The sequence below is a fragment of the Ensifer adhaerens genome (assembly GCF_002940685.1).
GTDB lineage: Bacteria > Pseudomonadota > Alphaproteobacteria > Rhizobiales > Rhizobiaceae > Ensifer > Ensifer adhaerens_E.
This window is the reverse complement of the sequence record NZ_PNFP01000011.1, coordinates 158772-183610: the sequence shown is the minus strand read 5'-3', so window position 1 is coordinate 183610 and position 24839 is coordinate 158772. Positions and strand designations below refer to the sequence as shown.

The following is a 24839-nucleotide window of genomic DNA, read 5'->3' as shown; positions in this document are numbered from 1 at the left end:
GCACGCGGCATCAAAGCAATGCGGTGCGAAGATCGCGGGGCTGGTCTTTTTCCTCGTCCAGATCCAGCTCCGCTTCGACGTGGTTCAGGTGCTCGGCCATCTCCTTGATCGCCCTTGTCACATCGCGCGAGGCGATGTGTTCGACCACGGCCAGATGCTCGTCCGGCCCGCAATTGTGCAGGTGGTTCGATCGGTACATCGCGGTGATCAGCGAGGTGCGGGAGACAAGGTCGCGCAGGATGCCAAAGAGAAAGGCGGAGCCCGACAGTTCCGCAAGCAACAGGTGAAAACCGCCGGAAAGCCGAACGATATCAGAGAGATTGCCCGATCGCCCGGCAATGCGCTCTTCTTCGATATGGGCGCGCAGCCGCACGATATCCTTGGGATTGGCGCGCTCGCAAAGCCGCTCGACGACACGCTGCTCGATCGCCCGGCGGGCGACGAAGACATCGCGCGCCTCGTCCACCGAAGGCTCGGAGACGAAGGCGCCCCGGTTCGGCATGATCGTCACCAGCCCGTCGCGCTCAAGCGCGGTCAGTGCCTGACGAATGCGCGCTCTGCTGACGGAGAATATTTCGGCAAGTTGTTCTTCCTTCAATCGCGTCCCCGGCCGCAGCCGACGCTCTGCAATCGCAAGCCAGATCTTCTCGCAAATGATCGCCGTCGGAGCACCGGCGGCTTCGTCCGCGTTGTACATGAAATCTCCCTTAGCCGTTCGCTTACTCTCGCCGTGCGGCGCTCAAAGTCAATTCCATCCGCTGCAGTTAGATATTGACTACAAAATTGTAGACAATATTGTGTACCGCAACTTGATGTGCAATGGCAACCGCTTAAACACGACCGTGCGACCGGCGTAAAACCGGCCCGCGGCGCCAATTGAGAGCTCCGATGGACTTCGATTTCACTGAACTGCCGGCCCAGGACCGCTACCGCCTGCTGACGAACTTCATCGGTCCGCGACCGATCGCGCTGGTTTCGACGCTCTCGCCGAGCGGACAGGACAATGCCGCGCCGATGAGCTTCTTCAACGTCTTCTCGCACGACCCGCCGATCGTCATTCTCGGCATCCAGACGCGCCCGAACGGGGAAGAGAAGGACACGGTCGCCAATATTCGGCGCACCAACGAGTTCGTCGTCAACATGGTGGACATGGCAATCGCCGACCAGATGCTGGTCTGCGGCCTGTCGTTCGAGCCTGACGTCGACGAAGTGGCAATCGCCGGGCTGACGGCGGCCGACAGCGCCAAGGTCGGCGCCCGGCGCATCGTCGAGTCGCCCTGTTCGATGGAATGCCGCGTCGAGCGGCTGATCGAGTACGATCGCCGCGTCATCGTTCTCGGCGAGGTCGTGCACATGCACGTGCGCAAGGACTGCCTCGACGAGGAAGGCCGCTATGTCGACCCATCGCAATACCAGCCGATCGCACGGCTGCACGCAAACAACTACATCACCTCCGACCGGCAGTTCGTCATGCCGACGCCGGACATCACCGCCTATGCCCCCGTTGCAAACGCCATGCGGAAGACGAGCTGATCCATGCGCATCCTGCTGATCAATCCGAACTCCACCCGCTCGATGACGGAACAGGCACATCGCAGCGCCGAGCGCGTCGCTGCAGCCGACACCCAGCTCGAATCGATCAACCCGGCATCGAGCCCGGCCAGCATCGAAGGCCATGCGGATGAAGCGATGGCAGTGCCGGCGATGCTCGCGGAAATCCGCAAGGGCGAAACGCGCGGCATCGATGCCTATGTCATCGCCTGCTTCGACGATCCCGGACTTGGCGCTGCGCGCGAGATCGCCCGCGGCCCTGTCATCGGCATCTGTCAGGCGGCCGTGCAGGTGGCGATGAACATCGCGACCCGCTTCACCATCATCACCACCCTGCCCCGGTCGGTGCCGATCATCGAGGACCTGGCGGAGGCCTACGGTGCCGGCCATCGTTGCCGCAAGGTGCGCTCGGTCGACATGCCGGTGCTGGCGCTGGAAGACGACCTTGAGCACACCGAGGAAATGCTGGTGCAGGAAATCCTGAAGGCACGCCAGGAGGATGGTGCGGAAGCGATTATCCTCGGCTGTGCCGGCATGTCCGAACTCTGCGATCGCCTGAAGGCGCGCACCGGCATGCCTGTGATCGATGGCGTGACCGCGGCGGTGAAAATTGCCGAAGCGCTGGTCGGCGGCGGTTATGCCACCTCGAAGGTGGGTGCCTACGACTATCCGCGCATCAAGGACGCGCCGGCCTGCCGGCTGGTCGACGCCGGCTAGGCCAAGCCATGCGATGTCACCGGGCGTACATGGCGCCCGGGATATTTTCTCTCCGGAGCCGCGCTGTCAGCGCGTCAGGGCGTCAAGCTGCTCCTCGAGCGTCGCCACCTTCCGCTCAAGCACTTCCAGTCGTTCTTCCAGGGCCGACACAGCCGAACCGCTCGGCGCCGACGACACGACAGCCCTTTCGGCAGGCTGCTCGACTTCACCACACAACAAATGCGCGAAGCGGTCCTCGCGCTGGCCGGCCCCCCGGTTCAACTGAACGATGAGCGGCGGCCGGCGGCCCATCATCAGATCCAGATTGTCCTTCAGCTCCTCGACCGACGAGAACCGCGCCATGCGTTCGCTGCGCGCCCAGAGTTCGTAGGCCGTCTGCGGGCCGCGAAGAAGAAGCAGGCCAAGCACGACGATCTGCGGCGACGTCAGCGAAAAGCGATTGGCTGCGAGGTGCTCATAGCGCTCGACCCGAGACGCAAACGCCTGCCGGACCAATCCCTTTTGCCCCAGCGACGAGAGCGCGCGGTGGATCTCGACCTGCTCGAGCGCCATGACGGGATCGCGCGCTGTCTTCTGGTTGGCGGCCGAATGGGCCGAATTGAGCGTCAACGGATAGACGTCTGGCGTCGTTTCCTTCTTCTCGATCAGGCATCCGAGAACGCGGGCTTCAACGGCATTGAGGATGGGGAAATCGGTGTCGGAGGTCGTGTTCATAAGCCAACTCTTCAAATCAACGCATTTCGATCCCGGTCGGATGTCCCGAGCGGGAAGCGTCCGACCATTGGCCCCTACCCTAACGTGAGTGCTGGAGCCCGGGAATGGTCATCGGTCTATTTCGTTGAATTCCGGTTAGCAGCCTAGCATTTGCCTCACGACAGCGATGCGAAGGGGCATGCGAATTGCCTGGCGCAGATACTGAAATCGCCGGCGGCAAAAAAGAGGCTCCGCGACTGGTATGACACGGAGCCCAAGTCTTCAGGGAAAGAGGTTGGCGTTACGCTGCGTTGATTGCCTTCACCGTCTCTTCGATGCGGTGGCAGGCGGCACGCGAACCGTCAGCGAAGCTGCGCATCTCCGGCCGCTCGCTCTTGCAGCGGGTATCGGCAAAGGGGCAGCGGGGATGAAAGGTGCAGCCGGACGGCGGGTTCAGCGGGCTCGGCACCTCGCTCGCCGCAATGCTGCGTCCACGCTTCGGGTGGGTGATGTCCGGGATCGTCTCCAAAAGCAGCTGGGTATAGGGATGCCGCGGATTGGCAAAGAGCGTCTCGGTGTCGGCCTCCTCGACGATGCGTCCGAGATACATCACCGCAATCCGGTCCGACATATGTCGAACCACGCTCATGTCGTGGCTGATGAACAGATAGGTGAGCCCCATCTCGTCCTGCAGCTTGCGCATCAGATTGAGGATCTGTGCCTGGACCGACACGTCGAGCGCCGAGGTCGGCTCGTCGCAGACGAGAAACTCCGGCTCGCCGGCAAGGGCGCGTGCGATCGAGATGCGCTGACGCTGGCCGCCCGAAAACTCGTGCGGGAACTTCGCGCCGTCGGAAGGCGCAAGGCCGACGATCGTCAGCAGTTCACCGACGCGTTCCATGATTTCGGCTTCGGAGTTGCGCAGCTTCAGCTCGCGCAGCGGCTCGGCAATGATGTTGCGCACCCGCCAGCGCGGATTGAGGCTGGCATAGGGATCCTGGAAAATCATTTGGGCCGAGAGCGGCTCGCCGTTCTTGCCCGGTGCAAACCGCACCTCGCCTTCGCTGGCGCGATAGAGCCCGGTGACCAGCCGCGCCACCGTCGACTTGCCGCAACCGGATTCACCGACAAGGCTCAAACAGCCGCCCATCGGCACGGTGAAGCTGATGTCATCCACCGCACGGACAAACTGCCGCGGCTTGCGCTCGATGACGCGGTTGAGCCAGGGGGCCGATACGTCGAAATTGCAGGTCAGGTCGTTGACCGTCAGGGCATCACTCATAGCACTCCTCCTGCATTGAGCCAGCATGCGGCGACGCCGGTCCCGACCGGGGCCGGTTCGGGGCGGTCCTTGCGGCAGCGCGGCCCCGCCTCCGGGCAGCGCGGGTTGAAGGCGCATCCGGCGGGGATGGCGTTCAGCCGCGGCATCGAACCGTCGATCTGGTTCAGCCGCTCGACACGGCGGCCAAGCGCCGGGATCGAGCCCATCAGGCCGCGCGTATACGGGTGACGGGCGTTCTTCAGAACCTCGGCGACCGGGCCGATCTCGACGAGTCGCCCGGCATACATCACCGCCACCCTGTCGGCCGTCTCGGCAATCACACCCATGTCGTGGGTGACGAGCATGACCGCGGTTCCGTGATCATCACAGAGACGGCGAAGCAGCGAAGTGATCTGTGCCTGGATAGAGACGTCGAGCGCCGTCGTCGGCTCGTCGGCGATGATCAGCTTCGGCTCCGCGGCGAGCGCCAGGGCGATGACGACGCGCTGGCGCATGCCACCGGAGAATTGATGCGGATAGTGATCATAGCGTGCCTCAGGCGCCGGAATGCCGACTTCCTTCAGGAGCTGGATGGCGCGCGCCTTGGCGTCGGCCTTGGAAAGCTTCAGATGAAGGCGGATGGTCTCGACAAGCTGCGCGCCGACGGTAAAGAGCGGATTGAGCGAGGTCAGCGGATCCTGGAAGATCGCGCCGATCTGCCGGCCCCGCACCTGCTGCATCTGCTTGTCGTCGAGCTGGTCGATGCGGCGGCCGCCGAGCCAGACCTCGCCGCCGGAAATACGGCCCGGCGGCTCGAGAAGACCCTGAACGGCGAGGCCGGTCATCGACTTGCCGGCGCCGGATTCACCGACGACACCGAGGATTTCGCCGGGGCGGATGCTGAGCGAAACGTCGGATAGCGCCTGTACCGTTCCATGGCGGCCAGGAAACTCGACACAGAGACCGCGCACGTCGAGCACGGCCGATGATAGATGCTCTGTCATCGCTGCACCTCCAATGGGTAGCTTGGCGGGAAGATCTCGCTGACCGGCGGGTGGCCGAAGCTCCGTTCCGGATACTTGGCGATCAGGCCATCGAACTGGACCTGCGCCTTCGCGCGCGCTTCGTTCATGTCGAAGCCGGCAACCTCGCCATCGCGCATCGAGAGGCGGCCGTCGACGAAGACCGCCTTGGTGACGCGTCCCGATCCGCCGACGACAAGCGTCGTGATCGGATCGATCGCCGGCGCCATGTGATGATCCATGAGGTCGAAGACGGCGATATCGGCGCGGGCGCCCGCTTCCAGGCGACCGAGATCCGAGCGACCAAGCGCCTTGGCGCCGCCAAGTGTTGCGGCGTCGAAGAGATCAGCGCAGCTGACGGCGGATGGATCGCCTTCGACCACACGAGCCGCAATCAAACCAACCAGCAGGTTCATCAGCATGTCGGGCGGCGTCGTGTCAGTGCCCATGGCAATGTTGACGCCGCGGGCTTTCACCGAGCGGAACGAGTTGAGCGTGCTGCCGCCGCGGGCCGAAACCAGCGGGCAGTGCACGATGCTGACGCCGTTTTCGGCATAGAGCCGCAGATCGTTGTCGGTCGCCTGCGTCGCATGCGGGGCGATCAGCCGATCGCTCAAGAAACCGAAACTCGCCAGCCATTCCGGCGCCGTCTTGCCATGCAGGCGGCGGACGGTGTCGACCTCCATCGTACCCTGTGCGGCATGAAGCCGGATCGGGCAGTCGAGGTCGCGCGCCGCATCGGCGGTGCGCACCAGCAGTTTCTCGGTGCAGGTCTCCACCCGGTCCGGGGCCAGCAGGCCCTTCACCAGGCCACCATGACGACCGTCATGCCCGCGGATGAAGCCGATCGCGTCGTCGAGCCCTTTGAGGCCCCTTGCCTCGTCGAAGATTGCTTCGAGCTGCCCCGGCGCCGTGACCATCATGCCGCCGGCCCGATAGGCCGGGCTCAGATAGACGCGCAGGCCGAGATCGCCTGCCGCGTCCGACGCGGCGGCGAATTCAGCAACGGTCTCGCCCCACTCGCGGTAAAAGAGCGAGGCGATCGGCGCTGCGGTGGTGATGCCGTTCAAGAGGAGCTGCGCGAAGGCGAAGCGCTTCTGGAACGCCAGTTCCTCCTCAGTGTACATTTCATAGGGGCCACGCTCGATGTAGCTCAACGGCCAGACGCGACCCTTGGCCCAACCGGGCTGATGGTCGATCGCAAGGATCGTTGTGTCGAGATCGGAGAGCGCATCGAGGTCGATGAGCCCGGGGCTGATCATGGCAGCGCCGAGATCGATGCGGCGTGCCACCTCTCCCTCGAAACGCGGCCCGACATAGAGCAGCGTGCCGCCCTCGATGACGACTTCGCCGTTCGGGATCAGCCGGTGCGAACCGTCACGGTGCCCGAGCACCCATTGCGCCGTCAGAAGCGTGCGTCCTTCGGCGCGCTCACCGAGTGTCAGGTCCTTGATGTTGGTCATGGGATCGCCACCTCCGCAACGCCGTTGCGGGCGACGACGCGGCCGCGCTTGACGACCAGCGGTCGCGGCGCGACGTCGACGACGGCATGCGCCAGTGTCTCGCCGGTCAAAAGCGTGAAGTCGGCGTCACAGCCGACATCGAGGCCATAGCCCTTGATATCCATGACGTCGGCGCCGCCCTTGGAGCAGACGTAAAGCGCATGTTCGAGATCGATGTCGCGGCGCAAGCCGTTCTTCATGCCGAGGATGCGGGCTCGATCCATCATATCGGGCTGGCCCCACGGACCCCAGGTGTCGCGGATGCCGTCGCAGCCGGCAGCAACCTTCACACCGGCATCCTTCAGACGAAGGATCGACGGCACGGTCGAGGACGGCGAGCCGGTCGTCACGATACGGATATCGAGTTCGGCGATCTGTTCGATCAGGCCGCCGACGCGCAGATAGTCCGGTGCGCCAAGCGCAAAGGCGTGGCTGATCGCGACTTTTCCCTGCATGCCGAGCGTGCGAATGCGCTCGAACATCATCTCCATGCTGAAGGCGCCGAGTTCGCCCTGCTCATGCAGGTGAATGTCGATCGGCTTTCCATGTTTTTCGGCAAGGCCGAAGATTGCATCGAGATGGCCCTTCGGGTCGCGATCGATGCCGCAGGGATCAATGCCGCCAAGGACTTCCGCGCCATTGCTCAGAGCCTGGTCGAGCAGTTCAACGGTGCCCGGACGGGTGACAAGACCCGACTGCGGGAAGGCGACGATCTCGATATCGATGACGTCCTTGAGTGCCTTGCGGGTCTCGATGATGCCTTCCATCAGGCGCAAGCCGTGGGTGGTGTCGATGTCGACATGGCTGCGGATATGGCTGGCGCCATTGGCGGCAAGCATGATTGCCTGGCGCATGGACTGGCGGTGTGGATCAATGCCGATTTCGAGCCGCTTTTCGCGTTCGAAATCGATGCGTTCGCGCAGCGTCGCAATCTTGGCGTTGACGTGCCAGGGCATGCCCCAGACCGACTTGTCGAGATGCGTATGCGCCTCGATAAGACCGGAGATCAGGATATGGCCATTGCCGTCTTCCGTCGCCACACCTTCGGCGGAAAGTCCCTTGCCGAAGGCGGCGATCTTGCCGTCGCGCACGAGAATGTCGGTCGCTTCGCCGGCGTTAGGCCTGACGTTACGGATCAGGAGATTGGACATCATTCACCTCAATTTCGGATTGAGCGCATCGCGCAGCCAGTCACCGAGCAGGTTGACCGAGACCACGAGAAGGCAAAGCTGGACGACGGGGAAGAGCACGACCCACCATACGCCCGAAAACAGGAACTGGTTGCCGAGACGGATCAGCGTTCCAAGGCTCGGCTGGCTCGGCGGCATGCCGATACCGAGGAACGACAGCGTTGCTTCCGTCAGGATCGCCATGCCGAAGTTCAAGGTCGCGGCGACCAGAATCGGCGTCAGCGTGTTCGGCAGGATGTGCTTCAGCATGATGCGCCGCGCCGGCGTTTTCAGGAGGCGCGCCGCCTGCACATATTCCTTGCCGCGCTCGACGATCGTCTGGGCGCGCACGGTGCGGGCATATTGCACCCAGGCGCTGAGCGTGATCGCCAGCACCAGAACGGCGGCAGAGCCGACGTCCCGCAGTTCCGGCGGCAGCATCTGGCGAGCGACGGCGCTGACGAGGATGGCGATGAGGATGGTCGGGATCGACAGGAGCACGTCACCGATGCGCATCAGGAAGTTGTCGATGAAGCGTCCGAAATAGCCGGCGACGAGACCGAGGCTCAGGCCCACGGCGAGCGAAAGCACGACCGAGGCGACGCCGATCAGGATGGAGATGCGCGAACCGTAGAGGATGGCCGAGAGCATGTCGCGGCCTTGCGTGTCGGTGCCGAGCACGTAGGGCCATTGGCCATCGGCCTCCCAGATCGGCGGCAGCTCGGAGTTCCAGAGCTCGAGCTGGGCCGGATCGAAGGGGTTCTGCGGCGCGATCAGCGGCGCGGAGAAGGCGGTCACGATCAGGAAGGTGAGGATGACCGCGCCGATGATTGCCGAAGGCTTGTGGGTGAAGGACCACCAGAGATCGCTCTGGCGCCAGCGTGCAAGCCGCGAAGGCTTGCGTGCCGGTGTGGTCTGCTGGACGTGATCTGTCATGGCAACGACCTCAGCGGGTTGCGTCGCGCAACCGCGGATCGATGACCGCATAGGCGATATCGACGAGCGTATTGAGCGTGACGAAGATGAAGGAGACGATGCAGAGATACCCCGCCATGACAGGCATATCGAGGAAGGTCACCGCCTGGATGAAGAGCATGCCCATGCCCGGCCACTGGAACACCGTTTCGGTGATCAGCGCGAAGGCGATCAGCGAGCCGAAATTCATCGCCGTCATGGTGACGACCGGCATCAGACAGTTCCTGAGCGCATGGCGGAAATAGATCCGCCACCGCGGCACGCCGCGAGCGCGTGCGAACTTGACGAAGTCCGAGCGCAGCACTTCCATCATTTCGGCCCGCACGAGACGCATGACCAGCGTGATCTGGTAGAGCGCGAGCGCCAGAGACGGCAGAAGCAGCGATGCGCGACCGGAGGGCGTCAGCAGGCCGGTGCTCCACCAGCCGAGCTGCACCACGTCACCGCGCCCGAAGGCGGGCACGAGGCCGAGCGTCACGGCAAAGACGAGGATCAGCAGGATGCCGACGACAAAGCTCGGCAAGGAGACGCCGATGATGCTGATGAATTGCAACCCCTCGGAATACCATCGCCCTCGGTGGATGGCGGTGATGACGCCAAGCGGAATACCGATGAGGAGCGAGAGGACGGTTGCGACCAGCGCCAGCTCCATCGTCGCCGGGAAGCGTTCGGCAATCAGCTTCATCACGTCCTGGCCGTTGCGGTAGCTGATGCCGAAGTCGCCCTGGGCGGCGTTGCCGACGAAGCGACCGAACTGGGTGAGGAACGAATCGTTGAGCCCGAGCTTTTCGCGCAACTCGATACGGTCGGCCTGCGACATCTGCTCGTTGGCCATCAACTCGACCGGATCGCCGGCAAAGCGGAAGATCAGGAAGGCAAGCAGCGCGACGGCGAGCATGACCAGCACGGCATTGGCCAGCCGCTTGATGAGAAAGACAATCATTGGGTTTCTCGCTGAATGAGGAGCCCCGGCAAAGCGCGCTCTGCCGGGGCAAGAAAACTCAATCGCCGATACGGGTCAGCCAGTGACGCGGCTTGTTGTCGGCCCGAATGGTCACATCCGTGACGTTATTCGACATTGCCCAGGCCATCGGCTGCTGGTGCAACGGGATCATGATCACCTCATCCTTGGCGAACTTCAGCGCCTCGGTTTCGATCGCCAGACGCTTGTCGTGATCCATCTCGAGCGCCGCCTTCTTCACCATGGCGTCGAGTGCCGGGTAGGACCAGCCGCCATAGTTGGCGACGCCGGCCGCCCCTTCGCGGGTGGAGAGAACCTGAACCAGGATCGAATAGGCATCGAGCGTCGGCTCGTTGGCCCAGCCGATCATGTAGGCGTCGGACTTGCCGCCGGCGCGCTTCGGCGCCTGCACGGCGCGCGGGCCGATGTCGAGGGTCGGCTTCAGACCGACGCGCGACAGCATCGAGACCAGCGCGCTGCACACGTCTTCCTCGTTGACGCTCTCGTCGTTCATGCAGACGAGCGTGAACTCCTTGCCGACGGCGCCGGCTTCTTCAAGCAGCTTCTTGGAGAGTTCCGGATCGTAGGCGGTCGGCACGTCGAGCTCGGCGCTGTAGCCGGGGATCTCAGGGGCGACCATGGTGCCGGCGACATGCGACTTGCCGCGCATCACCCGCTTGAAGATCAGCTGACGGTCGATCGCATGGTCGATCGCCTGGCGCACCTTGATGTTGTTGAAGAAGTTTTCACGACCGTCCGCGAAGGTCTCGTGGCGGTTGAAGACCATGTGCACCGTGCGCAGGTCCGTACGCTCGACAACCTTGATGTCCGGGGAGCTTTTCAAGCGCTCAAGATCCTGTACGGGAGCGCCATCGGTGAGGTCGATTTCGCCCGACAGCAGCGCGGCGACGCGCGTGGCGGCCGAGGTGATCGGCATGAATTCGATTCGGTCGAGATTGTGCTTCGGCGTATCCCACCAGCCGTCGTTCTTGATGAGGACGGTCTTGCTGTCGGGTACGCGGGATTCGACTTTGAACGGACCCGTGCCGTTGGTGTTGTAGGTGGCAAAGCCCTCGACCTTGGCGCCGACGTCGGTCGGAAGCTCCGACTTGTTGTCGACCAGCCAGTCCTTGTCGAACATGAAGATGTTGGTCATGTCGTTGAGGAACAGCGGGTTCGGCGAATTGACTTCGATGTCGACCGTGTAGTCGTCGACCTTGGTGGTCGAGACATAGGCCGGAATGTTGCCGCGCAGCGGCGAGGTCGGATGGCTGACGCGGGCCATGGAGGCAACGACGTCGTCGGCAGTGAAATCGGCGCCGTTTTGGAACTTCACGCCCTTGCGCAGGTGGAAGCGCCAGACCTTGTCCTTGACCATCTCCCAGCTGGTGGCGAGCGCCGGCTCGACCTTGAACTCGGGCGTATAGCGGGTCAGGCCCTCATAGACGTGATTGAGGAAGGCCAGGTTCGAGGTGCTGCCATAGGAATAGGGGTCGAGCGAGAAGATATCCCGCGGGCTACCCCAGCGCAGCGTCTCGGCGGATGCGGAGGATGCGAGAAAGGCAAATGCCAACCCCGCAAGGAGATGCTTTCTCAGTTTCATGTCGTTCCCTTTAGTTTTCTCATAAGTCGCCATATCCCGGCGCCCTCGCCCACCCGTGAGCAAGCCACCCTAGATTTGAAGCTGTCGGCGACAATGTCAACTATTTTGTCGACAATTTTGTATGCATAAATGTTCGAAGTCGCATACGACCACCAAAACGCGGGCTTAAAGTCAAAGAATGCGTATGGAGATTCGGGGGATCAGCCACAACCATAAGGCGGCTAGAACGTGGAGATTCGCAGCCCCAAACCGCGCGCGCAGTCTCGTCCGCGGCCACGTGCAAGCGGGATTCGTCAAAAACCATCGGTCTTTATCCCATCGGAGCGCGCAGTCACCCGGAGGGAGCGGGCCTCGAACGGTCTTGGAAGACTCCGCCTGGCGATGCACGCAAGGCTGGCATAGGTTGCCGCTTCAAGTCCGCGCCAGGATCGACCGCATTTTTGCGCCTTCGCCGTCCCGGCATCACCCGGTGGTCCTGCTCCAGTTCTCTTGAGCGTGCACGACTGCAAGCCATGAACGGCCGCAGATCATTTCCGCTGATCAAATGCACGCCCTGCTGCAATCGGGCCAAAGGTACTGAAAAACCCGTGGGCAAGCCGCTGTCGATGGCTAGGCTCGACGCTGCGGCTCTCCTAGATTGGCCGCTTGAAGTTGTGAGGAGGAATGCGCGTGAAAGTCTATCTCGCTGGCCCGGAAGTGTTTCTGTCCAATTCGGTCGAGATCCAGAAAGAGAAGGCCGAACTGGCCCGCGCAGCCGGATTCACGCCGCTCGTGCCGGGCGATCTCGAAATTCCTCCGGCTCCGACCAAGCACCAGCGCGGCCTTGCGATCTACGCCGTGGACGAAGGCATGATGCTTGCCGCCGACATGATCATCGCCAACCTGACGCCGTTTCGCGGCATCAGTGCCGATGTCGGCACGGTGTTCGAGCTCGGCTTCATGTGCGGCCGCGGCAAGCACGTTTACGCCTATACCAACACCTCCCGCAGCTACTACGAGCGCATCTTGCACGACCACTACCGCGGCAACGCTGCCTTGCGTCCCGATGGGCGCATGGCGGGTCCGGACGGCCTCAGCATCGAAGACTTCGACATGGCCGACAACCTCATGCTGGATGGCGGCATCCTTCGAAGGGAGGGCAGGCTCGTTCAGCGCGAAGTACCGGAGGCCGACCGCCTGACCGATCTTGCAGCCTTCAAGGAATGCCTGAAGATCGCCGCAAGCCGGCACCGGGCATGACAACCGGCTGAGAGCGCCACTCCGCGACGGAAATCAGTCGCTTGCGCAGGGCCAGCTTCCTGGCGTGTTCATGCCGGCGGGAAGCTTGGTCGAGCTGTCGCCGCAGGTCATGTCGACCTGCTCCTGCTCAAGCCCGGTCGCCTCCGACAGGTCCACGCCCTCGACGCGCGTCAGGAACATGAACGCCCCTTGAAAATCAATCGGGCCGGAGAAACTCGTGTTGGTGAGATCGGCGCGCGAAAGGTTGGCATGGCTAAACCTGGTTCCGGTGAGTTCCGCCTTGTCGAAGTTCGCCCGCCCGAGTTCGGCCTTTTCAAAGCTCGTGCCTGTCAATCGGGCACCACTGAAATTGGCGCGCTGCAACTCGGAATTGATGAACGACGCCTTCTCCGCCGAGATTCCGGCGAAGTTGCAGCGATAGGCTTCGATCTTGGCGAAGTTCGCACCGTTCGCCACCGCGCCCGCGACGGATGACCGAACCAGCGTTGCCTTTTCCAGATTGGCTCCCGTCAGGTTCGCGCCGCGCAGGTCCGTCAGGGTGAAGTCGGTGTTGACGAGATTGGCGCCCTGAAGATCGCTGCCGCCGAGCATCAGGGCTTTTTTGTTGCAGTCGGTCCAATCGGCTCCCGGCGCTGCCGAATCCTTGCAACTGGCGGCTTGAGCCAACGACGGAGCTGCGAACGCGAGAAGGCATGCGGCTGCCGCCGGAACGACCAGTCCCTTCAACGCGCCAACCGTCATCCTCGATGCCGTTGCGCGCAGCGAAAGGGGGCGACGTGACATGCCGCACTCCCGGCCGAGATTGATTTTGAGGATGTTCATGGCGCCGCTCCAGGACCCGATGGTCGAATCGATTGCATATCACGTGCTCCGCGCGCCTTCCCGGCAAATGGCATCGCCAGAAAGCTGCGCGTGTTCGTTAAACGTATGACGTTGCTGGCCTTTATGCAAATAACAGAAATGAAAACGATCCGTTTCAAATCGATGCGGCCAGCAGCCAGTCGCGTAGTGCCGCGCTTGCTCCCTGTTCGCCGATCGCTGACGGCGACAGCAGATGATAGCGCGAATCGTCTTCGACAAAGCCGACTGGCGCGCTCAGGATGCCATTGGCGATATCGTCGCGAACGAGCTGCCATGGCCCGATCGCCACGCCGATCCCGGCGATCGCCGCCTGAAGGCTGATGTAGAAATGTTCGAAGCTTTGGCCGCGCTGCTTGGGCACCGCACAATTGGCCGCCTTCGCCCAGGTCTCCCATGCATTCGGCCGCGTTTGCGTATGCAAGAGCACCGCGTCGCTGCGCAATCGGAGCGGACCGCCAACCTCGGCTACATCGAAGAACGCGAGAGCTTTGTCCTCGCGGCAGACCGGACCTACTCGCTCCGGAAACAGCGGCACGGCATGGGTACCATCCGGCCAGGGGAAATCATCACGACGGATCGCCAGATCGATGCCCCGCCCGAGCGACACCGGCCCGCCTCCGGCGACGAGGTGGATGGACACTCCCGGATGCCGTGCCTGAAAATCCGGAAGGCGCGGAATGAGCCAACGCATCAGCAGGGTCGGCTCGCAGGAAACCACCAGCGTCGGCATCTGCGACACTTCCCTGATCTCCCGGACGGCATTCTCCACCAGGCCAAAGCCGTCGCGCACGGCCGCCGCCAGCTTTCGCCCGGCTTCCGTCAGGAAGACGCGGCGGCTTCGGCGCTCGAAGAGCGCCACACCGAGGTCGTCTTCGATAAGCCGGACCGCACGGCTGATGGCACCATGCGTCAGATGGAGCACGTCCGCAGCGCGACTGAAGCTCTCCAGCCTGGCCGCCGCCTCGAAACACCGCAGCGCCGCAAGCGGCGGAAGCCGCGTCGCATGTATCTGTGAGTGAAACTCACCGAAAGTGTCAGAACTCATCGTTAGTCGTTTCTCATGGAGCATTCTACAGAAGCACAGTAGAGAGAGGAGAGTGAGAAAGACAATGACTGAACTGTTAGCTGTGATAACCATTACGATCTTCGCCGTCATCAGTCCGGGGCCGGACTTTGCGATGGTGACGCGCAACAGCCTGCTTTTGTCGCGGCGGGCGGGCGTCCTGACGGCTATCGGCATCGCCTTTGGCGTCTGGGTTCATGTCGCCTATACCTTGCTGGGGGTGGGCCTGTTGATCCGCCAGTCTCTGCTGCTTTTTACCGTGCTGAAGCTCGTCGGTGCCGCCTATCTGATCTGGCTTGGCATCAGCATGCTGCGTGCGAAGCCAGCCAAGGCCGCCGCTTCGACGGAACGTGTCGCCCTCTCCGGCCTGGCCGCGCTGCGCATGGGCTTCCTGACCAATGCGCTCAATCCAAAGACGACGATCTTTGTCGTCAGTCTGTTCATGCAAGTCGTTCAGCCGACCACGGCTCTATCCGTCCAGATGGCGTACGGCGCCTTCATCTCGGCCGCACATCTGATCTGGTTCGCGATCGTTGCGCTGTTCTTTTCCTCACCCACGGTCAGACTTCGCCTTCTCACGTTTCGCCACTGGATCGATCGGGCCTTCGGCGCCCTTCTCGTCGGCTTCGGCGCCTTGCTGGCGGCGGCCAGCGTGACGCGCTAGGCGACGCTTGGTCGCGGATCGCCGCCTTCATTCACCACTGCAGACACTTGCCCCAGATCCGGAAACCATGCAATATCCATACAATTCAGAAAGAGGTATTGCAATGACGGACGAGCGCCTGGAAACGACGTGGCAACCGGCAATCCGCAAATCGGATGGGCCTCTCTATCTCGCCATCGCAGATGCCATTGCCGCCGATATCAGCGAGGGGCGCCTTTTGGAAGGCATGCGGCTTCCGCCGCAACGCGCCCTTGCCGAGACGCTCGGCATCGATTTCACCACCGTCAGCCGCGCCTACAACGAGGCAAGACACCGCGGCCTCGTCGAGGGCCGCGTGGGTCAGGGCACCTATGTCAAGACACGGCGCCTGCGGACCAGCCGCGCGCCGACCGGTGGCCTCGTCGACATGAGCATGAACCTGCCGCCGCTGTTCGACGACCCGATCCTGGCCGCGCGCCTCTGGGACGACATGGCCGCGCTGCAGGCCGATCACGGGCTTGAACTCCTGATGCGATACCAGCCTCCCGGCGGCGCCCCGCACAACCGCGCGGCAGGCGCGGCCTGGCTGAAACCCAGGCTGGTCGCCGTTCCGACGGAGCGCGTGCTTGTCTGCGCCGGCGCGCAGGGCGCGCTGCTTGCGACGATTGGCAGCCTGGCGAAAGCCGGGGAGATGATCTGCGCCGAGGCAATCACCTATCCCGGCCTCCGCGCACTCGCAGCCCATCTCGGCATCAGGCTTCAGGGTCTCTCCACGGACCACGAAGGCCTCATCCCTGAGGCTTTCGAAGACCTGTGCTCAAAGGAAACGCCGAAGGCGCTCTATTGCAATCCGACACTTCACAACCCCACGACAGCGACGCTGTCGCTCGAGCGGCGCCAGGCGATCGTCGCCATCGCGAGGCGGCACGGCGTGGCGATCATCGAAGACGATGCCTATGGTGCCCTTCCCGCGGCCGCGCCGCGTCCACTCGCGGCACTGGCGCCCGACCTCGTCTATTATGTCGGCGGGCTGGCAAAATGCCTGTCTCCCGCCTTGCGCATCGCCTATCTCGTCGTGCCGGACAGCCGCAGTTCGGTCCGCATCGAGGGCGCAATCCGGGCAACGGTCGGCATGGCATCCCCCCTTGCGGCCGCCATCGCGGCACGCTGGATCGAGGACGGAACGGCCGACGCCGCGCTTTCGGCGATACGCGGCGAGACGGCCGCGAGGCAGCGCATCGTCGCAGAACTTCTTCCAGCCGGCGTCGCGCAAACCAATCCGCACGCCTTTCATGCCTGGCTGCGCCTGCCGCCCCCCTGGACGCGCGGCGAGCTCAGCGCGCGCTTGCAAGCGGCCGGCATCAGCGTCGTCGCAAGCGACGCCTTTGCGCTCGGCGCGCCGCCTGAAGCCGTGCGCCTCGGCCTCGGGGCGGCCGCCAGCCACGCCGAGCTGCGACGCAGCCTTCTGGTCATCACCGACCTCATCGGCCAGTCCCCGGCCGCCTCCAGCTTCGTGGTGTAGAAGGCCACCGGGCGAAATTGTCGCATGTATGTATGCATACAATAATTTGACAATGTATGCTTTTCGGCGCCTAATCCTGATGAGCCTGAGGCGGCCCAAGATTAGGTTGGCCGCGCACCCAGGCAATCTCGGCGCCAAAGCCAGGCGCCAACCAGAACGCCTGAAAGGAGCGAACATGTCTTCCGATAGTGACTGGCCGCCAATCCCGCCCATGCAGACCGGCTTGCGCGGTCGCTGCCCGCGCTGCGGCCAGGGCCACCTCTTCAGCGGCTTCCTGAAAATGCGCAAGGAATGCGAAGTTTGCGGCCTGGACTACTCGTTCGCGGATCCGGCTGACGGCCCTGCGTTCTTCGTCATCTGCTTTGCCTGCGTACCGAGCGTTTTTCTCGGCGTCTGGCTCGAAGTCCAGTACAGCGCACCACTCTGGGTTCACCTGCTGGTCACCGGCCCCTTCATGCTGCTGACCTGCATTCCACCCCTTCGACCTCTGAAGGGCTGGCTCGTCTCAAGTCAGTTTTTCTACAAGGCGGAGGAAGGCAAAGTCGTAAGGCGCAACACCGAGCCGCCCGTCGCGACGACGCAGTAGTTCTTCAGGAGCCGCTTTCCGCACATCAGCGGCACTCAAAAACCGCAAGAATAACCCTAAGAAGTAATTGCGCCGCCAACTGTTGATAGTTGACGGCGCCGTCACCGGAAGCCTCTCTTCTCAAAGGCCGGCTCTACGTAAAATAACAAAATTCAGACGTCAATGTGCAAACTGTGAAGTTTTTATGAGAGCATTTTGTCATATAATGACTTCGGCTTTAATATAATTCGGATTCATTACTATCGTTATTCAGATAACCTTATTTTAGAAATATATGATAGTTGCTGTTATGCAACAGATTATAGTAATAGTTCTTAACAAACGCCCGAAACGCGTTTGTTGCATAACTGTCTTGTTTTTTGTGATAGCGGTGTCGCCGCTGCCCGCTGCGAGTCATCGCGGTTGGTTCATTTCGTAGCAGCGCGAGCGAGGTAACCGATAAATCTCTGGGGGACACCAGGGCCGGGCCTTGTTGACCTTGATAACCATTAGAGAGATCGATCGAATGACTATCAAAAGCCTTCTTCTCGGCTCCGCTGCTGCTCTCGCAGCAGTTTCCGGCGCCCAGGCAGCCGACGCAATCGTCGCAGCCGAGCCGGAGCCCATGGAATACGTTCGCGTTTGCGACGCTTTCGGCACTGGCTACTTCTACATCCCGGGCACCGAAACCTGCCTCAAGATCGGCGGCTTCATCCGCTTCCAGACCTCCTTCGGCCCGAACGAAGTCAACAACCGTCAGGGCTGGGGCGATGCCGGCACGTCTGACTGGGATGCCTTCTCGCGCGCTTACATCTCGTTCGACGCCAAGAGCGACACCGAGTTCGGCACGCTCACCGGCTTCTTCGCCGCTGAATTCAACGCCGACAACGATTCGGACGCTGGCGACAGCCGCATCGACGTTGATGAAGCCTACATCCAGCTCGGCGGCCTGAAGGCCGGCTTCTTCTACAGCTGGTGGGATAAGGGCCTGAACGGCGAATCCGACTCGCTCGGCAACGTCACCGAGTTCAACTCGATCGCCTACCTCTACGACGCCGGTTCGTTCCAGGCCGGTATCGCTGTTGACGAACTCGAAGGCGCAACGACCAAGCCGAACGGCGTTGGCATCGAAGCCATCGTTTCGGCCACGGTCGGCGGCGTATCCTTCGACCTGCTCGGCGGCTACGACACCGAAGTTGAAGAAGGCGCGATCCGTGCTCTGCTCTCAGCTGACCTCGGCCCGGGCACGTTCCAGGTTGCTGGTATCTGGGCTTCCGACCCGAACGCCTACTGGAACGCTTCGGAGTGGACCGTTGCCGCGTCGTACGCCTTCAAGGCAACCGACAAGCTGAAGATCACCCCCGGCGCTCAGTACTGGGGCGACTACAAGTTCAACAGCGACCTCGACCGTTGGCGCGCTGGCGTGACCCTCGACTACGCGATCACCGAAGGTCTCGCGACCCGTGTATCGGTCCAGTACAACAAGGAAGACGTGACGGCTACGACCGACCGCGACTACGTCTCGGGCTTCGTCCGTCTGCAGCGTAACTTCTAATCCGATTAAACTCGGATGAAGGAAGCCCGCAACTTCGCAAGAAGTTGCGGGCTTTTCTAATTGAGCCAAAGTAGAACGGCTGACCGTTACAAGGATTAGACTTCAATTGGCCGGTGTCGGCTCTCCAAGCGAGAGCATCAGCCGGTTCGCCCAGTTGAAGAAGGCGGCGCCGTGGATGACGTCGGCAATCTCCAGCTCGTCAAGGCCCGCAGCCGAAAGTCGGGAGATGTGCTCGTCCCCGAAGATAGGCGGGGTCGCGGTCAGGGCGACCGATGCGGCAACGATCGCATTCCAGCGTTCGCCAAGATCAGCTTCGACGCCCTCGTCGAGAAGCTTCTGAACGTCCTCGCCACGCTTGGAGTGATGCGACGCGAAGCGTGAGTGAACCGAGGCGCAGAAAATGCAACCGTTGTATCTGGATGCCGCCGTAGCCGCCAGTTCGCGCTCGGCGCGCGGCAGACCTGAGCGGCTATTGTAAAAGATGTCCTTGTCGGTTTTCGTGCGCGCTTCAAGTACCTCCGGATCGCGCACGAGCAGACGGAAATACGGCGATTTTGCCCGCGCGGCCTCGACCAGGCCTTTGAGGTGACGCTCTGTCAGGTCGTCTTCGGCCAGCGGCTGGAGCCACGGGGTCCAGCCGATCTCAGCCTGCGTGAAGGTGACAGGCGGGTTGTCGACGGGTGGGGTAATGGGGTGTTCGGTCATTTGCAGATCCTCTTGAATTCTCACGCGGCGACGCGCTTGGCAGCAGTCGACAGCACTGCAAGGCCGGCGATCACCCGGATCTGAAACGCGACGAAGGAAACGAGCTGCGACAGGGTCACGACGCCATTGGTCGTCCAGCCCACATCCAGCAACGCCTGCAGCGCTCGCGGGCTGGCATCACGCGGGTGGAAGACGAGCAGGTGCGCGTGCTCCAGCGCAGCGGACAACTTGGGGCCGAGCGCCTCGCGGCTCGCCGGCGACAGCTGATAGAGCGGACCGGTTTCGTTCTCACCGCTTAAGGGACCGTCGGGATACTGGCCATAGGGCCCCTTGGCCCTCCCTGCCCCGATCTCGGCCTTGATGACTTCGATCAACCAGCGATCGGAGCCGCTTTCTTCAAACGGGCTGATGTAGAATTCGAAGATGTCGGGCTGGCGATGCAGGCCAGCGACGAAACTGGCGACGGCATGCCGTTCTGCCGCGGACACATCGCCGAAGTCCGTCGGCTGAAAGAGCGCGAGATAACTTTTCTGTGCCTGCTCGCGGGTTTCTGGCCGCTGGGTGCGAATGCGGTCGAGTGCCGATCCGGCGGTGATGCCGGCCAATAGATCGATGATATCCGGTGACGCAATGGTCATGACTTCGTCTCCTCTTGCAAATGGAACCGGCGGTCCGGCCCGCTTCAACCGACGGCGCCGAAGCGCCGGGTGTGGAATTTTTCCTGCGGCGACCAGCCGAGCGCCGGCGCGACCTTGGTCGCGATGAGTTCGATGGAGCGCAGGATCAACGGGTGTGGTGGGTCGACGGAATGGACCTGGAACACCAGGTCGGTGACACGTTCGAGCGTCTCGTCGGCGCTGAGGCTGGCGATGACATCGTCGACGGAGCCGACGTGCACGTCGAATGCGGCAATCAGGTCGGCAAGCGAATTGCCGGAAACCTTGTGGCCGCTCGCGATCAGCCGCTCCGCGCCCCGTCTCAACCCGACCTCCGCAAGCCGCAGCGCTTCGGCACGGCTGTCGGCGATAAACAGGCTACGAGAGCCGAGGATGCGCGGCGCGCGGCCGGACGGAAGCGCGTGCAGATACGCGTCGATGATCGGATCCTGCAAGTCCGCCAGCGAGGCATGCGGCTTGTCGTCGGGCCGCGGCTGTGTGCGCGACAACATCAGGCCGTCGCCGGCCCGGCCCGCACGCTCGCCGCCTGCGACGGAGAAGGTTGCCTGCCAGATACGATCGAGCAGTTGCGGCGCTGCCGGGTAGAGGCGATCGCCGCCCGCAAGACTGCGCCCCGCCCACGCATCAAGCAGCGTTTGCAGATGCCGACCGAAGACCGCACCGCGCTCGGCGCTCTCCAGTCCAAAGGCCGTGAAGGAGGACGGCGTTCCGCCAGTCCCCAGGCCCACTTCCAACCGCCCACCGGAAAGCAGATCGAAGACAGCCGCGTCCTCTGCCACGCGGATCGGGTTTTCGAGCGGCAGCGTAATGACGCCGGTGCCAAGACGGATGCGCGACGTCTCGGCCGCGACATGGGCGAGAAACACCAGAGGCGCCGGAAGACCGCCTTCGTCGGCGTGGAAATGGTGCTGCGCGACCCAGGCCGTATCGAAGCCGAAGCGCTCGGCCGTCACGATCTGTTCCTTTGCATAGTAGTAGCGGGTGCCGGCTGGAACGTCGTCGAGCAGTCGGGTGAAAAAGCCAAGGCGCTTGCGTGGCGTCGTCTCAATCATGGTCGGTCCTGTCTGTCATCCGCTGCCTCAGGCTGCGGCCCGGCGCTTGCGTCCGGGAATGGCATTGATGAGTTCGCGGGTGTAATCGCTGCGCGGGTTTTCAAAGACCTCGGAAACCGTTCCGCCGTCGACCAGCCGTCCGTCCTTGAGAACCGAAACGGTGTCCGAGATCTGGCGCACCACCGCGAGGTCGTGGGAAACGAAGAGGTAGGTGAGGCCGAGCTCGCTCTGCAGTTCGTCCAAAAGGTCGAGAATGCGCGCCTGCACGCTGACATCCAGCGCGGAAACCGCCTCGTCGAGCACGACCAGTTGCGGATCGAGCACCAGCGCCCGCGCAATGGCAACGCGCTGGCGCTGGCCGCCAGAAAGCGCATGCGGCCGCCGCCCCAAGGCTTCCTCGGGCAAGCCGACCCGGGCAAGGATCGCCCTTGCCTTTTCTTCGCGATCGGAACGCGAAAATCCCGGGAAGTTCGCCAGGGGTTCGGTCACGATCTGCAGCACGTTTTGACGCGGGTCCAGGGAGCCGTAGGGGTTCTGGTAGACGAGCTGGACCTTGCGACGGAACTGCCGGAGCCCTTCCCCGGTCAGCCGCGAGACGTCGGTGCCGTCGATCTCGATCCGGCCGGCCGTCGGCCGGTCGAAGCCGACGATGCTGCGGATCGTCGTCGTCTTGCCGGACCCGGATTCCCCGACGATCGCATGGGTCGTTCCCCGACGAACGCGGAAGCTCAGATCGTCGACGGCACGCAATGGAGGCCCACCAGCCTCGCGAACAAACTCACGGGCAAGTCCGTCGACAACGACGATATCGTCCGGAACGTGCGCAACGGGCGGCCGAACCGCCGCCAACCGCGGTGGTGCGCTAAAGGATGGCGCGTCTGAAAGCAGCTGTTTCGTGTACGGGCTGCGCGGTGCGGCCAGAATGGCACCCGTCGCGCCCTGCTCCTGGATCCGGCCATCCTTCAGGACGACGATCCGATCGGCCCGGTCGGCCGCAACACCGAGATCGTGGGTGACCAGAAGCACGGCCGTGCCGTACTCGGCGCGCAACTCGTCGATGAGATCGAGGATGCGCTTCTGTACCGTGACATCGAGCGCGCTCGTCGGTTCGTCGGCGATGATCAGTTGCGGCTTCAGCGCGATCGCGATCGCGATCAACACCCTTTGGCGCATGCCGCCCGACAATTCATGCGGATATTGCCGCGCCCGAAGTGCCGGCTCGCTCAAGCCGACGCGGGCAAGAAGAGAAAGCACACGGGCCTCGATCTCGTCGGACCGCAGCTTCGTGTGGATGCGGAAGATTTCGCCGAGCTGCGAGCCGATCGTCTTGACCGGGTTGAGCGAACTTCCCGGATCCTGCGGCACGAGGCTGATCCTGGCGCCGCGCACCGTATCGAGCTGCCGGTCGGTCCAACGCGCTATGTCGGTTCCGTTGAGCCGGATGCTGCCCCGTTCCACCCGGCCATTCTGAGCGAGCAGACCGATGAGAGACTGTGCCGTCGTGGTCTTGCCGGAACCGGATTCACCGACAAGGGCGACAACCTCGCCCGGATCGATGCGAAACGAAACATCGTGGACGGCACGACGTTCCCCGCTGCCGTCACGATAGGCGATTGAGAGGTCCTCAACCTCGAGAACAGGAGTGATTGGCGCTGGTATGACAGTCATGCCGCAGCCCTTCCGAAGGATTGGCTGACGCGATTGGCCGCCAGCACGACGAGCACGACCACGATTCCGGGCGCGGTTGTCAGCCACCAGGCGGTCGAGATGTAATTGCGTCCTTCGGCGATCAGCAGCCCCCATTCCGGCGTCGGCGGCGGCGCGCCGTAACCAAGGAAACCGAGGGTGGAGATCTGCAGTACAGCCGACCCGAATTGCAGCGCCGCAAAGGCGACAACCGAGGTCAGCGAGTTCGGCAGGATGTGACGCCAAAGGACCGAGGCAAAAGTTCCGCCACTGCCGAAGGCCGCCTCGACGTAATCGCTGCGGCGGACACGCACGACTTCCGCCCTCGCCAGCCGCGCAAACCCCGCGACCGAGGTGACGCCAACAGCGATTGCCGCGTTCACGGTTCCAAAGCCGAGCAGGATGATGATGCTCAGCGAAAGCAGCAGCGGAGGGATCGACAGGAGCACGTCGACGACACGCATGATCGCGTCGTCGAGGCGCCGCCGCACCGAGCCGGCAATCACACCAAGAGCGGTACCAACGACGAGCCCGAGACCCACGGCCACAAAGGCGCCCGTCAGCGAATGAACGGCGCCATGAACGATGCGGGCGTAGAGATCACGTCCGAGCGCGTCTGTTCCGAGAAGATGCTCGGTGCTCGGCCGCCGCAACTGCTCTCCGCCGACACCCTCAAGCGGGTTGAATGCGGTGAAAAGCGAGGGAGCGATGGCCCAGAGCAGAACCGTGCCGAGGATAAGCCAGGCAAGGCCTAGCCCCACGGGCACGCGGCGCAGTCGCGATGCCGCGCCGGGGCGCCATTCGCCTTTTCGCGTCGTTTGTGAAACGCCGTCATCGTGAAGCGTATCGAAGGTCGTCATGCAACCGCTCCCGTTTTTGTCCTGAGACGTGGATCGAGCACCGGATAGAGCAGGTCCACGGTGAGATTGATGATCACGAACGCCAGCGCCGACAGCACCACGATCGCCTGAAGCACGGCTGTGTCCTGGCTGCCGACGGCGCGTTCGGTCAGCCCGCCAATGCCGTTCAGCCCGAAGACGGTCTCGGTCACCACGGCCCCCGCGATCAGCTCGCCAAAGAGCACACCGGCAATCGTCAGCGTCGGCAGAAGCGCGTTTTTCGCGACATGCCTCCAGAGAACCCAAAGGCGGGTGGCACCCTTCGCCCGGGCGACGGCGACGAAGGGGCGGGTCAACACCTCATCGATATTGCGAACGAGTACCTGGGCCAGCGGTGCGGAAATGGGCACGGCGAGTGTCGCGACAGGCAGGATCAGTTCCTGCCAGGGACCAGGGTTGATGACCGGCACGAGTTTCAGGCGGAAGGAGAAGAGCTGTATCAGCATGATGCCGAGCCAGAAGGTCGGGATCGAAATGAAAAGCGAGGGAACCGACTGCAAAGCGCCACGCAGCCAGGCGAATGGCGCGAGACTGGAGAGAAAGGCGATGGCGGTCGCAAGAACCGCCGCAAGCAGGAAGCCGAGCGCTGCGAGCTTCAACGTTGCCGGCAGATGCGCCGCAAGCAGGCTTGCAACCGGCACCCCAGCTTGAACCGAGTAGCCAAAGTCGCCGGCGACGAACTTGCCGATCGTCCGGGCGTATTGCACCAGCACGGAACTGTCGACGGCGTAGGAGGCGCGGATTTCGGCGACCTGCTGGGCAGTCAGACCGAGATCGGGGTTCTGGAACTTGATGAGGATCGCGTCGCCGGGCATCGCCTGCAAAAGGACGAAAGAGATGGTGAAAGCGGCCCAAAGCACAAACAACGCCTGAGCAACACGATTGAGCAAATAGCCGGACATGATCCGTTCCTCGCGC

The 24839-nt window shown here is 63.0% G+C and carries 24 protein-coding genes; 7 read left to right on the top strand and 17 right to left on the bottom strand.

Going from position 1 to position 24839, the window contains the following annotated elements; genetic code table 11:
- Positions 1 to 10: 10 nt before the first annotated feature.
- Positions 11 to 697: a GntR family transcriptional regulator gene (locus tag C1A35_RS21720; protein WP_104666329.1), complete on the bottom strand. Its 687-nt coding sequence runs from the start codon at positions 695 to 697 to the stop codon at positions 11 to 13.
- A gap of 191 nt (positions 698 to 888) precedes the next feature.
- Between C1A35_RS21720 and C1A35_RS21715 the strand changes: the two genes are divergently transcribed.
- Together C1A35_RS21715 and C1A35_RS21710 are read left to right on the top strand one after the other, a co-directional pair.
- Complete coding sequence (locus C1A35_RS21715) at positions 889 to 1533, top strand: flavin reductase family protein (RefSeq protein WP_104666328.1); 645 nt, start codon at positions 889 to 891, stop codon at positions 1531 to 1533.
- A gap of 3 nt (positions 1534 to 1536) precedes the next feature.
- Positions 1537 to 2268, top strand: a complete 732-nt coding sequence (locus C1A35_RS21710) for an aspartate/glutamate racemase family protein (protein WP_104666327.1) — start codon at positions 1537 to 1539, stop codon at positions 2266 to 2268.
- A gap of 66 nt (positions 2269 to 2334) precedes the next feature.
- On the opposite strand, the gene C1A35_RS21705 is transcribed toward C1A35_RS21710, so the two are convergent.
- The 8 genes from C1A35_RS21705 to C1A35_RS21670 form a co-directional block, all read right to left on the bottom strand.
- Positions 2335 to 2982 (bottom strand): YceH family protein, encoded by a 648-nt coding sequence (locus C1A35_RS21705; RefSeq protein WP_104666326.1) that lies wholly within the window; start codon positions 2980 to 2982, stop codon positions 2335 to 2337.
- Positions 2983 to 3262: 280 nt separating this feature from the next.
- The gene (locus tag C1A35_RS21700) at positions 3263 to 4243 is read right to left on the bottom strand and encodes an ABC transporter ATP-binding protein (protein ID WP_234822939.1); all 981 of its coding nucleotides are present in this window, start codon (positions 4241 to 4243) and stop codon (positions 3263 to 3265) included.
- A complete protein-coding gene (locus tag C1A35_RS21695) occupies positions 4240 to 5226 on the bottom strand; it encodes an ABC transporter ATP-binding protein (RefSeq protein WP_104666324.1) in 987 nt (328 codons plus the stop codon). The genes C1A35_RS21700 and C1A35_RS21695 overlap by 4 nt, the downstream gene beginning before the upstream one ends.
- A complete protein-coding gene (locus C1A35_RS21690; protein ID WP_104666323.1) occupies positions 5223 to 6707 on the bottom strand; it encodes an amidohydrolase family protein in 1485 nt (494 codons plus the stop codon). Before C1A35_RS21690 ends, C1A35_RS21695 begins: the two co-directional genes overlap by 4 nt.
- The gene (locus C1A35_RS21685; RefSeq protein ID WP_104666450.1) at positions 6704 to 7897 is read right to left on the bottom strand and encodes an amidohydrolase family protein; all 1194 of its coding nucleotides are present in this window, start codon (positions 7895 to 7897) and stop codon (positions 6704 to 6706) included. The genes C1A35_RS21690 and C1A35_RS21685 overlap by 4 nt, the downstream gene beginning before the upstream one ends.
- A gap of 3 nt (positions 7898 to 7900) precedes the next feature.
- A complete protein-coding gene (locus tag C1A35_RS21680; RefSeq protein ID WP_104666322.1) occupies positions 7901 to 8851 on the bottom strand; it encodes an ABC transporter permease in 951 nt (316 codons plus the stop codon).
- Between the two features lie 10 nt (positions 8852 to 8861).
- Complete coding sequence (locus tag C1A35_RS21675; RefSeq protein WP_104666321.1) at positions 8862 to 9833, bottom strand: ABC transporter permease; 972 nt, start codon at positions 9831 to 9833, stop codon at positions 8862 to 8864.
- Between the two features lie 58 nt (positions 9834 to 9891).
- Complete coding sequence (locus C1A35_RS21670) at positions 9892 to 11454, bottom strand: ABC transporter substrate-binding protein (RefSeq protein WP_104666320.1); 1563 nt, start codon at positions 11452 to 11454, stop codon at positions 9892 to 9894.
- A gap of 663 nt (positions 11455 to 12117) precedes the next feature.
- Here C1A35_RS21670 and C1A35_RS21665 point away from each other — a divergent pair.
- Complete coding sequence (locus C1A35_RS21665) at positions 12118 to 12693, top strand: nucleoside 2-deoxyribosyltransferase (RefSeq protein WP_104666319.1); 576 nt, start codon at positions 12118 to 12120, stop codon at positions 12691 to 12693.
- Positions 12694 to 12726: 33 nt separating this feature from the next.
- Here the strand turns inward: C1A35_RS21665 and C1A35_RS21660 are convergent, their stop codons facing one another.
- Together C1A35_RS21660 and C1A35_RS21655 are read right to left on the bottom strand one after the other, a co-directional pair.
- Positions 12727 to 13434 (bottom strand): pentapeptide repeat-containing protein, encoded by a 708-nt coding sequence (locus C1A35_RS21660; protein ID WP_104666449.1) that lies wholly within the window; start codon positions 13432 to 13434, stop codon positions 12727 to 12729.
- 235 nt (positions 13435 to 13669) lie between these two features.
- Positions 13670 to 14599: a LysR substrate-binding domain-containing protein gene (locus C1A35_RS21655; RefSeq protein WP_104666318.1), complete on the bottom strand. Its 930-nt coding sequence runs from the start codon at positions 14597 to 14599 to the stop codon at positions 13670 to 13672.
- Between the two features lie 64 nt (positions 14600 to 14663).
- Here C1A35_RS21655 and C1A35_RS21650 point away from each other — a divergent pair, with 64 nt between their 5' ends.
- The 4 genes from C1A35_RS21650 to C1A35_RS21635 all read left to right on the top strand — a co-directional run bounded on the left by C1A35_RS21650 (position 14664) and on the right by C1A35_RS21635 (position 18902).
- On the top strand, positions 14664 to 15281 hold the full coding sequence (locus tag C1A35_RS21650) for a LysE family transporter (protein ID WP_104666317.1): 618 nt from the start codon (positions 14664 to 14666) through the stop codon (positions 15279 to 15281).
- A 103-nt stretch (positions 15282 to 15384) separates the two neighbouring features.
- Entirely contained in the window at positions 15385 to 16782 is a 1398-nt protein-coding gene (locus C1A35_RS21645; protein ID WP_199772992.1) for an aminotransferase-like domain-containing protein, read from the top strand.
- A gap of 175 nt (positions 16783 to 16957) precedes the next feature.
- Positions 16958 to 17368, top strand: a complete 411-nt coding sequence (locus C1A35_RS21640) for a DUF983 domain-containing protein (RefSeq protein WP_104666315.1) — start codon at positions 16958 to 16960, stop codon at positions 17366 to 17368.
- Positions 17369 to 17873: 505 nt separating this feature from the next.
- Positions 17874 to 18902, top strand: coding sequence for a porin (locus tag C1A35_RS21635; RefSeq protein ID WP_104666314.1), 1029 nt, complete (start codon positions 17874 to 17876; stop codon positions 18900 to 18902).
- Positions 18903 to 19004: 102 nt separating this feature from the next.
- On the opposite strand, the gene C1A35_RS21630 is transcribed toward C1A35_RS21635, so the two are convergent.
- Genes C1A35_RS21630 through C1A35_RS21605 form a run of 6 tightly spaced genes read right to left on the bottom strand, consistent with a single transcriptional unit; the run spans position 19005 to position 24823 of the window.
- A complete protein-coding gene (locus C1A35_RS21630) occupies positions 19005 to 19607 on the bottom strand; it encodes an alkylhydroperoxidase domain protein (protein ID WP_104666313.1) in 603 nt (200 codons plus the stop codon).
- A 20-nt stretch (positions 19608 to 19627) separates the two neighbouring features.
- A complete protein-coding gene (locus C1A35_RS21625) occupies positions 19628 to 20245 on the bottom strand; it encodes a CMD domain protein (protein WP_104666312.1) in 618 nt (205 codons plus the stop codon).
- Between the two features lie 44 nt (positions 20246 to 20289).
- Positions 20290 to 21336 carry a putative FMN-dependent luciferase-like monooxygenase gene (locus tag C1A35_RS21620; protein ID WP_104666311.1) on the bottom strand — a complete coding sequence of 349 codons (1047 nt, stop codon included), beginning with the start codon at positions 21334 to 21336 and terminating at the stop codon, positions 20290 to 20292.
- Between the two features lie 27 nt (positions 21337 to 21363).
- Positions 21364 to 23004: a dipeptide ABC transporter ATP-binding protein gene (locus tag C1A35_RS21615; RefSeq protein WP_104666310.1), complete on the bottom strand. Its 1641-nt coding sequence runs from the start codon at positions 23002 to 23004 to the stop codon at positions 21364 to 21366.
- On the bottom strand, positions 23001 to 23882 hold the full coding sequence (locus C1A35_RS21610) for an ABC transporter permease (protein WP_104666309.1): 882 nt from the start codon (positions 23880 to 23882) through the stop codon (positions 23001 to 23003). The genes C1A35_RS21615 and C1A35_RS21610 overlap by 4 nt, the downstream gene beginning before the upstream one ends.
- On the bottom strand, positions 23879 to 24823 hold the full coding sequence (locus tag C1A35_RS21605) for an ABC transporter permease (RefSeq protein WP_104666448.1): 945 nt from the start codon (positions 24821 to 24823) through the stop codon (positions 23879 to 23881). Before C1A35_RS21605 ends, C1A35_RS21610 begins: the two co-directional genes overlap by 4 nt.
- Positions 24824 to 24839 lie beyond the last annotated feature (16 nt).

What these genes read in the sequence shown, in the direction of transcription:
- C1A35_RS21720 (WP_104666329.1), bottom strand. Translation starts at nt 697, where the DNA reads ATGTACAACGCGGACGAAGCCGCCGGTGCTCCGACGGCGATCATTTGC.
- C1A35_RS21715 (WP_104666328.1), top strand. Translation starts at nt 889, where the DNA reads ATGGACTTCGATTTCACTGAACTGCCGGCCCAGGACCGCTACCGCCTG.
- C1A35_RS21710 (WP_104666327.1), top strand. Translation starts at nt 1,537, where the DNA reads ATGCGCATCCTGCTGATCAATCCGAACTCCACCCGCTCGATGACGGAA.
- C1A35_RS21705 (WP_104666326.1), bottom strand. Translation starts at nt 2,982, where the DNA reads ATGAACACGACCTCCGACACCGATTTCCCCATCCTCAATGCCGTTGAA.
- C1A35_RS21700 (WP_234822939.1), bottom strand. Translation starts at nt 4,243, where the DNA reads ATGAGTGATGCCCTGACGGTCAACGACCTGACCTGCAATTTCGACGTA.
- C1A35_RS21695 (WP_104666324.1), bottom strand. Translation starts at nt 5,226, where the DNA reads ATGACAGAGCATCTATCATCGGCCGTGCTCGACGTGCGCGGTCTCTGT.
- C1A35_RS21690 (WP_104666323.1), bottom strand. Translation starts at nt 6,707, where the DNA reads ATGACCAACATCAAGGACCTGACACTCGGTGAGCGCGCCGAAGGACGC.
- C1A35_RS21685 (WP_104666450.1), bottom strand. Translation starts at nt 7,897, where the DNA reads ATGTCCAATCTCCTGATCCGTAACGTCAGGCCTAACGCCGGCGAAGCG.
- C1A35_RS21680 (WP_104666322.1), bottom strand. Translation starts at nt 8,851, where the DNA reads ATGACAGATCACGTCCAGCAGACCACACCGGCACGCAAGCCTTCGCGG.
- C1A35_RS21675 (WP_104666321.1), bottom strand. Translation starts at nt 9,833, where the DNA reads ATGATTGTCTTTCTCATCAAGCGGCTGGCCAATGCCGTGCTGGTCATG.
- C1A35_RS21670 (WP_104666320.1), bottom strand. Translation starts at nt 11,454, where the DNA reads ATGAAACTGAGAAAGCATCTCCTTGCGGGGTTGGCATTTGCCTTTCTC.
- C1A35_RS21665 (WP_104666319.1), top strand. Translation starts at nt 12,118, where the DNA reads ATGCGCGTGAAAGTCTATCTCGCTGGCCCGGAAGTGTTTCTGTCCAAT.
- C1A35_RS21660 (WP_104666449.1), bottom strand. Translation starts at nt 13,434, where the DNA reads ATGACGGTTGGCGCGTTGAAGGGACTGGTCGTTCCGGCGGCAGCCGCA.
- C1A35_RS21655 (WP_104666318.1), bottom strand. Translation starts at nt 14,599, where the DNA reads ATGAGTTCTGACACTTTCGGTGAGTTTCACTCACAGATACATGCGACG.
- C1A35_RS21650 (WP_104666317.1), top strand. Translation starts at nt 14,664, where the DNA reads ATGACTGAACTGTTAGCTGTGATAACCATTACGATCTTCGCCGTCATC.
- C1A35_RS21645 (WP_199772992.1), top strand. Translation starts at nt 15,385, where the DNA reads ATGACGGACGAGCGCCTGGAAACGACGTGGCAACCGGCAATCCGCAAA.
- C1A35_RS21640 (WP_104666315.1), top strand. Translation starts at nt 16,958, where the DNA reads ATGTCTTCCGATAGTGACTGGCCGCCAATCCCGCCCATGCAGACCGGC.
- C1A35_RS21635 (WP_104666314.1), top strand. Translation starts at nt 17,874, where the DNA reads ATGACTATCAAAAGCCTTCTTCTCGGCTCCGCTGCTGCTCTCGCAGCA.
- C1A35_RS21630 (WP_104666313.1), bottom strand. Translation starts at nt 19,607, where the DNA reads ATGACCGAACACCCCATTACCCCACCCGTCGACAACCCGCCTGTCACC.
- C1A35_RS21625 (WP_104666312.1), bottom strand. Translation starts at nt 20,245, where the DNA reads ATGACCATTGCGTCACCGGATATCATCGATCTATTGGCCGGCATCACC.
- C1A35_RS21620 (WP_104666311.1), bottom strand. Translation starts at nt 21,336, where the DNA reads ATGATTGAGACGACGCCACGCAAGCGCCTTGGCTTTTTCACCCGACTG.
- C1A35_RS21615 (WP_104666310.1), bottom strand. Translation starts at nt 23,004, where the DNA reads ATGACTGTCATACCAGCGCCAATCACTCCTGTTCTCGAGGTTGAGGAC.
- C1A35_RS21610 (WP_104666309.1), bottom strand. Translation starts at nt 23,882, where the DNA reads ATGACGACCTTCGATACGCTTCACGATGACGGCGTTTCACAAACGACG.
- C1A35_RS21605 (WP_104666448.1), bottom strand. Translation starts at nt 24,823, where the DNA reads ATGTCCGGCTATTTGCTCAATCGTGTTGCTCAGGCGTTGTTTGTGCTT.